Origin of the sequence: Adlercreutzia sp. DFI.6.23, from assembly GCF_024462535.1 — a bacterium.
In the GTDB taxonomy this organism is placed as follows: Bacteria; Actinomycetota; Coriobacteriia; order Coriobacteriales; family Eggerthellaceae; genus Adlercreutzia; species Adlercreutzia rubneri.
The window spans coordinates 90077-102967 of the sequence record NZ_JANGBP010000003.1; the positions used below are offsets into that span (position 1 = coordinate 90077).

Consider the following 12891-nt stretch of genomic DNA (forward strand, 5'->3'; position numbering starts at 1 on the left):
AAAGTGCTTGCAAGGCTGAGCCTTTAGAGGCTCTTGCCTTACCAGTTAGAAGGTTTTTCCAGCGAGAACGAGGCGGGTTGCCATTCCACGACAGAGCCGGCACGTCGTGTGGCCGGCACGTCGATCAGGCGCTGGTTGGAGGAGCCGCACCACTTCAGCTCGAGGGACTTGCGCGATTCCACGAAGGGGCCGTCCACCAGCACGTCGATATGGTCGAGCAAGTTGGCGATGGCAGGATCCGTCCGCCCCGCAAGATCGTCGTAGAGGTAGCCCGTGTAGCACCAGATGCCGTAACCCTCGCGCTTCAGCGCGGCCGCCAGAGCCGCGCAGGCCTCCGGCTGCTCGAAGGGCTCGCCACCGGAGAGGGTCACGTCGTGCACGAGGCCGTTGGCGCGAATATCGGCCAGAAGGGCCGCCAGCGTCGTTTCGGTGCCGCCCTCGGCCGGCTGGCTTTCGGGGTTGTGGCAGCCGGGACAGTGGTGCGAGCACCCTTGGACGAACACGGCGTAGCGCAGGCCGGGGCCGTCCACGATGGAGTCGGGCACGGTGCCGTACAGCGAGATGGTGGTGTTTTCGAAGTCGTTTTCCATAGCCGCCATTGTAGCGCACTCCGGTCCATGCATCCGTCGGCTGCGTCTCTGTCATAAAGTTGGCATGACCGCTTCTTCAAGCTGCGATGGTGGGCAACGTTTGCCCAACAGCTTATGTTGCGGTGGATGTCAAGACTTTCCTGTCACCGGGTTTTGCGTATACTGGAGGTAAGTCCTGTTCCCGCCATATATTGCGATGGACCGACGTATTGTGACGAGGGAGCTCTAGAAGCGGTTGGAACGGAGATTCGCATCCGTTGATGCGAAAGCCGGGAGACCCGATGCGAGCACCCACCTTTTGAGGTGGGTTCATCCTCTGGCGTGGGGCAGGGCTATTTTTGTGCCCAAAAGCGCCATGAAGTTCTGCGCTACGCGAACTCAGTTGCTGGAGGCGCCTTCCTCGTCTTTCACGGGCACGAGCGAGCCGGTGGCGTCGGTAAGTTTCTGCCCGGTTAGGTCGCCCATGGCCTCTTCAATGAGATGGTTGTGCACGTAGGGGGCCACGGCGCGGATGGCGGCATCGGTGGCAGAGGAGGCCTTGGACGCCTCCGCGATAGTGAAGCTCAGCGAACCTTTGAATCCGTAGTCGCTGATGGATGAGAACGACACGCTGGGCCGCTTCTTCAGTTTGCTCACGCGGGCGATGGCCTTCTCGGCGGCGTCCTCAATGTGGTGGGCCGTGGCGGTGAGCCGCTCGCTGTTGGTGGTGACCACCAGGGGAATGGAAATCTCGTTCAAGGGGGATAGCTTGCAGACAGCCGTGGAGGTCATAAGCGAGTTGGGGATATTGGTGATGGTGCCCGAGCTGTCCTTGATGGAGGTGTAGCGCCAAGTGACGTCCTGCACGACGCCGGTGACGCCGGAAGGCCCCATGCGGATGTTGTCGCCGGGCTCCACCGTGCGCGACACGCTGACGGTCAGGCCGCCGATGAGGTTCGATAGCGTGTCTTGAAAGCCGAGGGACACCGCGATACCAACGACGCCAAGGCCGGTGATCATGGCCGAAATGTTCACGTTGAAGCACATGGAAAGCACGCAGCAGATGCCGATGACCCACACCACGATGCGCACCAAGTTGATGAAAATGGAGCTGGAGGGCAGAAGCGAGGTCTTGTTCAGCACCCGGCGCATAAAGGCCACGGTGATGCGGGCGACGACGAAGGTGATTGCGCAGATGATCACGACGCCGAGCATGGTATTGAACCAGTCGGCGTGGATGAACTTATCGAATATGTCGAGCAAATTGGGCATGGCCTCATTATAGAAGGGCGCCTCCATCCCGAAGGAGGAGGCGCCCGGTCTTCACGGTTTCGTTATCCGATCCTAGTTGGCGGAAGGCGTGGTCGTGCCGGTGTCGCCGCCCTGATTGCCGGGGTCGGTCGTGCCGCCGCTGCCGCTGCCGCCGCCCGTGCCCGGATCAGTGGTGCCGCCAGGGTTAGTGGTGCCCGGATCGGTGGTGCCGGGGTTCGACGGCTGGGCGGGTTCCGGTTCCGGTTCGGGCTCCGGCTCGGGGCCCTTCGAAATGGTGATCTGCACCGTGGCGCCGGGCTTCACCTTATCGTTCAGCGGATCCTGCTTCATGACGCGGCCCTCGCCCTGCTTGTCGCTGTACTCGCGGGCCTTCACATCGGCGCCGAATCCCTCGGACTGCAGCTTGTCGATGGCCTGCTCCTCGGTCATGCCAATGACGTTGGGCACCGTGGTCAGCTCGCTTCCGCGGGAGGTGACGACCTCGATGGTGGTGCCGGGCTTCACCGGGTCGCCGGCGGCGGGGCTTTGCGAAATGATCTTGCCCTCGGCGACATCTTCCGAGTATTTGCTCTCGGCTTCCACAACCTTAAGGCCGGCGTCCTCGGCCGCTTGGCGTGCATCATCCATGGTCATGTTCTTGAAGTTGGGCGCGTCCACGGTATCGGGCCCCACGGCAATGGTGAGGGTGATGGTCGCCCCCTTCTGCTGCTTGGTGCCGCCGGCCGGGTCTTGCTGCAGCACCGTGCCCTCGTCGACGGATTCGTCTTCCTTGGTCGTAATCTGCACCTGGAAGCCGGCCTGCTCCAGCGTGAAGGTGGCCTCCTGCTCGGTGTTGCCCACCACGCTGGGGACCTCAATGGGCTCGTCGGCAGGGGCCGCCGGCTTGAAGCCGCCCGTTACCGCGAACGCGATGCCGGCCACCAGCGCGATGGCCAGAATGGCGCAGAGGGCGATGATGACGGGTTTCTTGCTCTTCTTCGTGTTGGCATCGTGGAAGTTCGTCGCCTGGAAATTGCCCGTGGAGCTCGGCGACATGGCCGCCGTGCCGCCGGCAACCGTCGGCATAACCTGGGTGCTCGTCATGCCCGGCACCGCACCCGGCACCGCGCCCATCATGCGGGTCTGGGCCTCGGTGAACGACGAGCTCATCGCGCCAGCCGGCAGGGTGACGGGGCGTCCGGCCAGGTAGTCCATCAGCGCGATGCGCATGTCGTTAGCCGTGGCGAAGCGACGCGCCGGATCCTTCGAAAGGGCCACCATGATGATGTCCTCAAGGTCGGGATCGATGTTCGGGTTGATGGAAGAGGGGGCCGCCGGTTCGTCCTTCACCTGCTGCATGGCCACTGATACGGCGTCTGGACCGTCGAAGGGCAGCTTGCCCGTGGTGGCCTCGTACAGCACGATGCCCAGCGAGTAAATGTCGCTGGCGGCGGTGAGGTCCTTGCCCTGGGCCTGCTCCGGCGAGATGTAATGGGCGGTGCCCAGCACAGCGGAGGTTTTGTCGTTCACGGAGTTCTTCGCTCGGGCGATGCCGAAATCCATCACCTTCACGTTGCCGTCGGGCTGCACCATGATGTTCTGCGGCTTGATGTCGCGGTGGATGATGTCCTGGTTGTGGGCCACGGTGAGGGCCTGGCACACCTGGGAGCCGATTTCAGCGGCCTTGCGCTGGTTGATGGCGCCGCGCTGCTGAATGGCGGTCTTCAGGTCGGACCCGCGCACGAATTCCATGACGATGTAGTAGGTCTCGTCGTCCTGGCCCCAGTCGTACACGTTCACGATGTAGGGGCTCTGCAGATTCGCGGCAGCGGCGGCCTCCTGGCGGAAGCGCTGGGTGAAAGAGGGGTCGGCGGCGAATTGCGGCAGCATCACCTTCACGGCGACGACGCGGCCCAGCGTGCTGTCCTGGGCGCGGTACACCTCGGCCATGCCGCCGATGCCGATGCGGTCCTTTATCTCGTAACGGCCGCCAAAGACCTTGCCCGTCATTGTTCCCTGTCCGGTCACCTTGATACTCCTTAAAGTTCCATGTACGAGTGCGTTTGCGGTTTAAGTATGCGAACTCTGGTGAGTCTTGCCATTGTACTACAGCGCCCCCGTCACTTCGAGAGCCGTTTCCAGAACGTCGTGGGCGGCACTGGCGCCAGCCCCCGATTCGCCCTTCTCGATGACGACGGCCACCACGACCTTGGGGTCGGCAGCGGGGGCCATTCCCACGAACCAGCTGTCGTCGCTGCCATCGCCGCGCTCGTGGGTGCCGGTCTTGCCGGCCACGGCCACGTCGTCCAGTGCCGCCTTGCCGCCGGTGCCTTCGGTGACGACGCCCTTCATGATGTCGATCTCAGCGGCGGCGGTGTCGGCGTCCATGGCCTGCTTCAGCTTCACGGGAATGGGCGAGAAGCTGCGCTCGCCGTTGGCGTTGTAGATGCCGTCGACCAGGTAGGGCTGCATGATGGCGCCCTCGTTGGCGATGGCGGAACCCACCAGCGCCATTTGCAGCACAGTGGCCTGGGGGCCGGCGGGGCTCTCATGCTCGCCCACCGGCTCGCCGCAGGCGGCCCAGGCCGTCTCCCAGGTGGTCATTTCCTCGGGGTCGGGCATGAGGGACGTGGCCAGGGGAAGGTCGAAGGGGATAGCCTCGTTGAACCCGAAGCTTGTGGCCATCTGCACGAGCAAATCGCTGCCGAGCTGCACGCCCACCTGGCCGAACACCGTGTTCGACGAGTACCACAGGGCCTGCTCCAGGGTGATCTTGCCGTAGGAGCGTTTCTTCACGTTGGTCACCGGCGCGTTGCCGATGTCCATCTCGCCGGGGGAGTCGTACACCGTGTCCGCCGTGGCGATGTGGTTCTGCAGCGCGGCGGCCAGGGTCACCATCTTGAAGGTGGAGCCTGGCGCGTACAGCGCCTGGGTGGCGCGGTTGAACAGCTCGGAGGAGTCGCTGCCGCCGTCCGCAGCCGCCGTGAGCAGCTCCTCGTAATTGGCGGCGTCGAAGGTGGGGGAGGAGGCCAGGGCGTACACGGCGCCGGTCTCGGGGTTCAAGGCCACCACGGCGCCCACCTGCCCGGCCAGGGCGTCCTGGGCCGCCTGCTGAATGCGGGAATCGATGGAAAGCACGACGTCGTTGCCCTTGGTCTGGATGCCCGCGAGCGAGTTCACTACGTCGGTGAAGCTAGCGAAGTTCTGCTCGCCGCGCAGGGTGTCGTTGTAGGCGGCCTCGATGCCGGCGGTGCCGAAGCGCTGGGAAGTGTAGCCCACGATGTGCGCCGCCAGCTCGCCAGCCGGATACTCGCGCTTATAGGAGCCGTCCTCCTGGCGTACCGAGGTAGCGAGCACCGTGCCGTCGGCGGTAGAGATGGTGCCCCGTTCCATGCGCGCTTCCTTGGCGATGGTGTGGTTGTTCGACGGCATGCTCTGGTACTCCGGCGCCTTGATGACCATGAGGTAGGTGAGGTTCGCCACCAGTACCGCGAAGAGCACCGAGAAAACGATCATGGTGCCGGTGAGCCGCTTGCCCAAGGCCACGCGTCCCAGCACTGCGTCCGATCCGTGGGCGCCGATGGCCCCGGTCTGGCGCATTTCGGAATTCACGCCGGTGCCCTCGTCTCCGCAGCGCAGCAGGCAGCCGACGATGATGAAGCTGGCGATGAGCGACGAGCCGCCCTGGCTGATGAAGGGCAGCGTGATGCCGGTCAGCGGGATGAGGCGCGTGACGCCGCCGACGATGATGAAGGCCTGCAGCACGATGATGGAGGTGAGGCCCACGGCGGTGAACGAGCTGACGTCGGATTTCGCCCGGGCCGCTGTGACGATGCCGCGGATGGCGAAGCACAAATACAGCAGCAGCACACCGGCCGCGCCGAGCAGGCCCGTCTCCTCGGCGATGACCGGGAAGATGAAGTCGCTCTCGGCGACGGGGATGCCGCCCTCGGCTACGGGCTGACCGCCCATGCCCCGGCCGATACCGGTGCCGAACAGGTCGCCGTCGGCGATGGAATACAAGCTCTGCACCAGCTGGAAGCCGCCGCCCTGGGCCTCGGCGAAGGGGTCCTGCCAAATGGCGACGCGGGTCTGCACGTGGCCCATCATGCCGTAAAGGGCCACGGCCGCAATGGCCGCAAGCCCAATGGACACCACCAGGTAGAGCTTCTTCCCCGTGGCCACATACAGCATGATGACGAACACGGAAAACAGCACCAAGGCGAGGCCGAGGTCTTTCTCCAGCACGACGACGATGAAGGCGAGCGCCCACATGACGATGAGGGGCAGAAGGGTGGCGAGGCTCGGCAGCCACAGCGGCCCCACCTTCCACGTGAACACCGAGAGCATCTCGCGGTTGGCGGCCAGGTAGGCGGCGATGAAGAACACGATGAGAATCTTCGCCAGCTCGCCGGGCTGGAAGCTGAAGCTGCCGAAGCGCAGCCACAGCTGGCCGCCGCCGGATTCGTAGCCGATGACCGGCAACATGGGGGAAAGCAGCAGCAGAATGCCCACGATCATGAGCGTGTACTTGTAATTGGCGAGCTTGTCCAGGTTGCGCACGACGGCGAGCGTGGCGATCATGGCCGCGATGCCGATGAACAGCCACAGCAGCTGATTCACGGCCAAATCAGGCACAATACGGGTGACGAAGGCGATGCCGACGCCCGACAGCGCGAACGAGATAGGCAGGATGGCCGGGTCGGCCGCCGGGGCGAGCAAGCGCACGGCAATGTGGGCCACAAGGAATGCGGCGAAGATGCCGAGGGGCACGCCCAGGGTGTTGAAGGAGAGCTCCTGCCCGCCGGTGACCACCATCATGGCAAAAAGCACGATGACGATGGGCGAGGCGATGAGCAGAAGCATCAGCTCTATGTTGCGCCGGGTCATCGGTTGGTTCCTCCCGAGGTGCTCCCGGCCGTGCTGCCGCTTGCGCCAGCGTCGGGGTTGCCCGTGCCCTTGCCGGTCGTGCCGGAGCCGGCACCGGCCGGGGGTTCAGTGTCTTGCGAGTCCGTGCCACCCTGCTCGCCACCGGCCGCGCCGCCGCCAGCACCTTCCGTACCCTTCGCGGGTTCCTCAGGCTGGTTGGCCTCGGCTGCTGCCCGGGCCGCTTCCTCTTCGGCGGCCTTCCGGTCGGCGATCTCCTTCTCGTATTCCGCGACGAGGCTGTTGGCGGCTTCCAGGGAATCCACCTTGATGCCCTCCTCGCGCAGGCGGTTGGCAGTGCCCGGCTGCAAGTCGTCCAGAGCCACGTCGGTCACGCGGTCGAGGTGATTGAACGAGAATCCGAAAATGTCGCCGGGAACGCCCTGGTACACGGCGACCTTCCCATCCTGGGCCACCAAATAGGCGGCGTTGGACGCCAGGTAGTTGAACCCATAGGCGCAACCGGCGATGATGGCCACCAGCAAAAGCGCCAGCATGATAGCCGTCGCGCGGCTCTTGCGCGTCAGCTTGCGGCGGTGCTGCTCGGCCAGGCCCGTCACGTCCACGACGATGACAGTGACGTTGTCGTAGCCGCCCCGGCCCACGGCCTCGTTCACCAGCTGGGCCGCGCAGCGCTGGGGCTCGCTGTGGCTGGCGAGGATCTTGGCAATCTGGTCATCTTCCAACATCGTGGAAAGCCCGTCGGAGCACAGAAGCAGACGGTCGCCGGCTTCCGCGGTCAGCTCGAACAAGTCCGGCTGGGTGCGCGGGTCGCTGCCCAAGGCGCGGGTGATGACCGAGCGCTGGGGATGAACGCGGGCCTCGGCCTCAGTAATTTGCCCGGCCTCAATAAGGTCGGCCACAAGCGAGTGGTCGCGGGTGAGCTGCTGCATCTGCCCCTTATGCAAAAGGTAGGCGCGCGAGTCGCCCACCTGGGCGATGACGAGCTTGTCCTTCTCCAGCATAGCGGCGGTGCAGGTGCAGCCCATGCCGGCGCGGCCGACGCCCTCGCGGGCGGCGCGGATGATGGCGAGGTTCGCCTCTTCCACGGCCTGTCCCAAAGCCGAGGCATCGGGGTGCGCCGGCGCGCGGTCGCAGATGACGTCCACGGCGATTTCCGAGGCCACTTCCCCCGCGGCGTGGCCGCCCATGCCGTCGCACACCACGTACAGTGGCGGGGCAACGGCCAGCGAGTCCTCGTTGTGCTCGCGCACGCAGCCGACGTCGGTGCGACTGCCGAAAGTTGCGCCGCTCTTCTTGCGCTTTGCCCGGGCCATTATTGGTTCCTCACGCGGATGTCGACGTCGCCGATGGTGACGAGATCCTTGTTGCGCAGGGCCACCGGATCATGGACGGGGCGCCCGTTCACGGCCGTGCCGTTCTTCGAGCCCAGATCTTCCACGAAGAGGTTCTGGCCCATCAGCTGGAAACGGGCGTGGCGGCCGGACACGTAGCCGGCGCCGATGACGATGTCGGCGCCCGGCGAGCGGCCCACGATGACAGGCCCGTGCACGGCGATGGAGACGCCGCGCAGCTCTTTGGGGCCGCGCTCCACCGACACCGTCCAGCCGCGCTCCTTCTTGCGGGAGCCTTTGACCATGCCGATGCCGGTGCGCATGATGGCGAACAGAAACAGATAGAGCAGCGCCACGAACAACAGGCGCGCGATGAGCAGAACGAGATCGATCACCGATAGCCTCCTTTGGCTCGCTGAGGTGCGGGCGGGCTAGATGAGCTGAAACTCGAGGTTGGTGGTACCTACGATGATGCGGTCGGCGTCATGCAGCGCGGTGGATTTGATCTGGCGGCCGTTGACGAAGGTGCCGTTGGTGGAACCGAGGTCGGTGAGAATCCAGGCGCCGGACTCGTCCTGGCGGATTTCCGCGTGCACACGGGAGACGTTGATGTCGGGGATGACGATGTCGTTCTTCGACTCGCGCCCGATGGTCTCGGCCTGGCCGGGCAGCGTGAAGGCGCGGTCGTTGGTGATGTCATAGATATAAGCTTGGCGGGGCTCGTCGTCCTCGTAGTAGTCGTCTTCCACGTACTCGTCGACGGGCGCGGCTTGGTAGTCGTAGCCGCCGGCGGGTGCGGGGGCCGGCGCCGGGGTGGGTGCCGGCTGCTGGTAGCCGTAGCCAGCTTGCGGGGCGGCCGCGCGGGCCGGACCGCCGCCGGGGCGGATGCCGTAGCGGGCGTACTCTTCTTGGCGCAGCTGCTCAACCAAGGGGGAGGCCACCATTTCGGCAATGACGTCGAACTTGCCGTGGCGCAAATCGTCGTCGACGATGAAGCGCACGAGGGGCTGCCCGTCCATGACGAGGCCCTGCTCGGCGGCTTTGGCGGAAAGGTAGGTTTCGGTTTCGCCAGCCAGGGTGGGGTAGTAGCCCAGAAGGCGGCGGTCATCGTCGGCGTTGACGAGCACGGTATAAAGCGTGGGAGCGTACTGCTTGCCTGCGCCGACCATCTTCTCGCGGCGCATCTGCTTCTCGGCCTTCTTGGCAATCTGCACGGGAGACAGGGGCGCTGCGCCCATGCGATCGGCGGCGCCTTCCACGGTGTCTTCCATCTTGCCTTCGAATTTTGAGAGGAGTCCCATGTGCTTCTCCTTGTTCTTGCGTGTTTAAGCTGCGTTCTTCTTGCGTGGTTGCGCTGCGCTTTCGGTGCAGCGTTCAGTAGCACAGCAGCTTATTTTGCCATAAAACCTATGCACGCACCTCATCGACCAACCATTTTACTTAATTGCCACAGTGACAATTTTGTTCGATTGGCCTTGCAGGATGGCCCGACCGCGGAAATAACGCGCCAGAGTTTGGGCAAAACGACAGGGTTTGGTACCGCGCGCACCCCCGAAATTCCTTCGCCGGGACCTTGTGCTTGACCTGCTTGACCGATTGCCAAAACTAGTAACAGGAATTTACCAAAACTAGTAACAGGAATTTACCAAAAGTAGTAACGTAAACTTACCAAAACTGATAAAATACCTGTTCAAGTTATCCTTCGATAAGGAGTGAATTGGGGTCAAGAATGCGTGAGTATCTACCTAGAATATACGACCCATTGCTTAAAAAACGTGTAAGAGCGAAAGGCGCCGTTCTGGTCGAGGGGGCTAAGTGGTGCGGCAAGACCACTACATGCGAGAGGCTTGCTGAGAGTGCGATATACCTGCAGGACCCGAGCACCAAGGCGCAGAACATTCGCCTTGCGGAGATCGCTCCTCTTGAATTGCTGAGGGGCGCCACGCCGCGTCTCATCGACGAGTGGCAGCTTGCTCCGCAACTGTGGGACGCAGTTCGGTTCAAAGTTGACCATAGAGAAGAGTTCGGACAGTTCATTCTGACGGGTTCGGCGGTTCCCCCTGATCCTAAGAAAATGAGCCATACCGGTACTGGGCGCATCGCTCGTATGAAAATGCGTCCCATGAGTCTTTACGAGTCGGGAGATTCAACAGGTGCGGTATCTCTGAGCGCTTTGTTCGCTGGAGAGCAGGTTCCCATTGCGCGATCTGAGTGCAGCTTGGAACACATGGCCTTTTTACTTTGCCGAGGGGGATGGCCTCGCGCCGTGGGTCTGGACGATGAATCGGCGCTGCTGCAAGCGCCCGATTACCTGGACGGCGTGATAAACTCAGACGTGTCCCGCGTGGACGAAAAAGAGCGCAATCCTCGTGTGGCTCGTGCATTGCTGCGTTCTTACGCGCGCTTTTCAGCATCGCAAGGGAAAGTTACCGAAATGCTGGCCGATGTAAATGCGCAGGGAGTGCAGGCAAGTGAAAGTACGGTGCGCGACTACATTCGTGCGCTGGAACAAATTCTTGTTCTAGAGGATCTCCTTGCTTGGAATCCTAATTTGCGTTCGAAAACAGCTGTCCGGACTGCTCCTACGAGACACTTCGTTGATCCCTCTATTGCCGCAGCTGCTTTGGCGCTTGGTCCGGGAGACCTTATGGCCGATCTGAACACATTTGGCCTTTTGTTCGAGACGATGTGCTTACGTGATCTGCGCGTATATGCCGATGCGCTAGGAGGCGAGGTGTATCACTATCGAGATCGTTCTGGCTTAGAGGCAGATGCAGTCATCCATTTGCATAACGGAGCCTATGGATTGGTGGAAGTGAAGCTGGGTGGAGAATCGCTTGTCGACGAAGGGGCGAAGAGCCTCTTGAGTCTGCGCAACAAGATAGATGTTTCGACCACGGGATCGCCGTCGTTCCTCATGGTGCTTACTGCGGTTGGCGACTATAGCTACTATCGGGAAGACGGCGTGTTCGTCGTTCCTTTGGCGGTATTAGGCGCGTGACGGTTTTCTACCTGCTTCTCTATTGCAGGCAAAGCGGTTGAAACAACAGCTTGATGCCAGGTGAATTGATGAGGAGATCGCTCTTCGTTTCGCACGGTACCATGGGCTTTCCAGAAAGGAGGAACGCCCATGGCCACGTTCGAAGAGTTCATGAAAGTCGCCGAGATTTCCCTCAAGGACAAGACCTCTCATGCGCGCATGAACGAAATCGTGCGCATCATGCGCCAGTACAAGGTGCTGCATGGGCTGACTCCCGCCCAGGCGGTGGAGGTGCTGCAGGCCCTTGGCCCCACCTACGTGAAGATCGGCCAGCTGGCCTCGAACCGCTCCGACCTTCTGCCCAAGGCTTACTGCGATGCCTTCGAGAAACTGCGCGACGATGCAAACCCGATGCCCTTCGACGTGGTGATCGAGCAGATTGACCGCGCGTACGGGAAGTCGTGGCACGAGGTGTTCGCCTCCATCGACCCGGTGCCTTTGGGCGCGGCCTCCATCGCTCAGGTGCACAAGGCGACGCTGCTCGACGGCACGACGGTGGCCGTGAAGGTGCGCCGCCCGGGCGTGGCTGAGTCTATGGCCGAGGACATCATGCTCATGAAGCACCTGCTGGCCTTGGGCGAGTTCGCTTCCAATTCCCATCGCAGCATCTTGCTGTCGCTCGAGGGCTTCGTCGAGGAAATCGAGCGTACGACGGCCAGCGAGGTGAATTTCACCTCCGAGCTGCACAACCTCATGCGCTTCCACGACGAGCTGGCCGACGAGGAAGGGGTCACGTCCCCGGTGGCCTATCCGCAATATTCCTGCGAGTCGGTGCTCGTCATGGAGTTCGTCCAGGGAACCGAAATCTCCCACACCGAAGAGCTGCGCCAGCAGGGTATCGACGTGAACGCGCTCGCGCGCCGCGTGTGCCAAAGCTACGTGACCCAGGTGCTCGACGACGGGTTCTTCCACGCCGACCCACATCCGGGCAACATTCTCATACGCGATGGGAACGTGGTGTGGATCGATCTGGGCATGGTGGGCACGCTGACGGTGTCGGAGCGAATGCTCGTCGGGAAGGTGTTCACGGCGGTGGCCACCGACAACGCCTATCTGCTGAAGGAAGCGGTGATGGGCCTTGTGCATGTGCTGGGGCCGGTGGACCATGGGGCGCTGCTGGAGGCGCTCTCGCGGCTGCTCGCCGAGTACAGCACTGCCGAGATGAAGGAGATCAACGTGGGCACGGTGCTCACCGAGGTCATCGAGGTGCTGCGCGGCCAGAACATGATGATGACCTCGTCGGTGACCATGCTCGCTCGCGGGTTTGTGACCATCGAGGGGGTCATTGCCCAGGTGGCGCCCGATATCAGCGTCATCGAGATTGTGTCGAAGCACGTCATCGCCCAGCAGGCCGACCCGAAGTTTCTGGCGACGCAGCTGATCGATCTTGCCACGACGAGCGCCGCCTCGGCCGAGGCCTTGGCGAAGTTGCCGACTCAGCTGTCGAACACGTTGGAGATGCTCGATCGCGGGCAGATCAAGGTGAACGGCGACATCGAAGTGTCCTCGCGCATTCTGGCTACCGCCTACGCCTCCGTGGGGCGCATCTCCCTGGCGACGCTGTCGGCGGGGCTGTTTCTGGGCTCGTCTATCCTGTGCACCACGGCCATGCAGCCGCAGCTGCTCGGCGTGCCCCTGCTCGGCGTGCTCGGCTATGTGGGCGCCTTCGTGCTGGGCGCCTACACGGTGTTCCATATCCTGGTCTCTCGCCATCGCCTTCTGAACAACGAGGAGCCGCGGTAGGTGATGTTGCGCGGTTCGAGGCAGTACGTGAGCCACCGCTTTTTAACTGAATCGGAAGAATGAGAGA

At 62.9% G+C, this 12891-nt stretch carries 9 protein-coding genes; 2 read left to right on the forward strand and 7 right to left on the reverse strand.

What is annotated here, in order from left to right:
• Positions 1–38: 38 nt before the first annotated feature.
• The 7 genes from nrdG to NE591_RS03585 all read right to left on the reverse strand — a co-directional run bounded on the left by nrdG (position 39) and on the right by NE591_RS03585 (position 9342).
• The gene (nrdG, locus tag NE591_RS03555) at positions 39–590 is read right to left on the reverse strand and encodes an anaerobic ribonucleoside-triphosphate reductase activating protein (protein ID WP_157011928.1); all 552 of its coding nucleotides are present in this window, start codon (positions 588–590) and stop codon (positions 39–41) included.
• Between the two features lie 378 nt (positions 591–968).
• Positions 969–1841, reverse strand: coding sequence for a mechanosensitive ion channel family protein (locus tag NE591_RS03560; protein ID WP_157011863.1), 873 nt, complete (start codon positions 1839–1841; stop codon positions 969–971).
• 72 nt (positions 1842–1913) lie between these two features.
• On the reverse strand, positions 1914–3848 hold the full coding sequence (gene pknB, locus NE591_RS03565; RefSeq protein ID WP_227069393.1) for a Stk1 family PASTA domain-containing Ser/Thr kinase: 1935 nt from the start codon (positions 3846–3848) through the stop codon (positions 1914–1916).
• A 78-nt stretch (positions 3849–3926) separates the two neighbouring features.
• A complete protein-coding gene (locus NE591_RS03570) occupies positions 3927–6710 on the reverse strand; it encodes an FtsW/RodA/SpoVE family cell cycle protein (protein ID WP_114538918.1) in 2784 nt (927 codons plus the stop codon).
• The gene (locus tag NE591_RS03575) at positions 6707–8023 is read right to left on the reverse strand and encodes a Stp1/IreP family PP2C-type Ser/Thr phosphatase (RefSeq protein ID WP_198160981.1); all 1317 of its coding nucleotides are present in this window, start codon (positions 8021–8023) and stop codon (positions 6707–6709) included. The genes NE591_RS03570 and NE591_RS03575 overlap by 4 nt, the downstream gene beginning before the upstream one ends.
• Entirely contained in the window at positions 8023–8436 is a 414-nt protein-coding gene (locus tag NE591_RS03580; protein ID WP_022741684.1) for an FHA domain-containing protein, read from the reverse strand. The genes NE591_RS03575 and NE591_RS03580 overlap by 1 nt, the downstream gene beginning before the upstream one ends.
• Positions 8437–8472: 36 nt before the next feature.
• Complete coding sequence (locus tag NE591_RS03585) at positions 8473–9342, reverse strand: DUF3662 and FHA domain-containing protein (protein WP_114538919.1); 870 nt, start codon at positions 9340–9342, stop codon at positions 8473–8475.
• 428 nt (positions 9343–9770) lie between these two features.
• Between NE591_RS03585 and NE591_RS03590 the strand changes: the two genes are divergently transcribed.
• Positions 9771–11042 (forward strand): ATP-binding protein, encoded by a 1272-nt coding sequence (locus NE591_RS03590; RefSeq protein WP_256156332.1) that lies wholly within the window; start codon positions 9771–9773, stop codon positions 11040–11042.
• Between the two features lie 129 nt (positions 11043–11171).
• Positions 11172–12824, forward strand: coding sequence for an AarF/ABC1/UbiB kinase family protein (locus tag NE591_RS03595; RefSeq protein WP_173111076.1), 1653 nt, complete (start codon positions 11172–11174; stop codon positions 12822–12824).
• The last annotated feature ends 67 nt before the right edge of the window (positions 12825–12891 follow it).

Excerpts from the sequence above, each read along its gene's own strand:
- NE591_RS03595 (WP_173111076.1), top strand. The coding sequence starts at position 11,172 with ATGGCCACGTTCGAAGAGTTCATGAAAGTCGCCGAGATTTCCCTCAAG.
- NE591_RS03570 (WP_114538918.1), bottom strand. The coding sequence starts at position 6,710 with ATGACCCGGCGCAACATAGAGCTGATGCTTCTGCTCATCGCCTCGCCC.
- NE591_RS03590 (WP_256156332.1), top strand. The coding sequence starts at position 9,771 with ATGCGTGAGTATCTACCTAGAATATACGACCCATTGCTTAAAAAACGT.
- NE591_RS03560 (WP_157011863.1), bottom strand. The coding sequence starts at position 1,841 with ATGCCCAATTTGCTCGACATATTCGATAAGTTCATCCACGCCGACTGG.
- NE591_RS03575 (WP_198160981.1), bottom strand. The coding sequence starts at position 8,023 with ATGGCCCGGGCAAAGCGCAAGAAGAGCGGCGCAACTTTCGGCAGTCGC.
- nrdG (WP_157011928.1), bottom strand. The coding sequence starts at position 590 with ATGGAAAACGACTTCGAAAACACCACCATCTCGCTGTACGGCACCGTG.
- NE591_RS03585 (WP_114538919.1), bottom strand. The coding sequence starts at position 9,342 with ATGGGACTCCTCTCAAAATTCGAAGGCAAGATGGAAGACACCGTGGAA.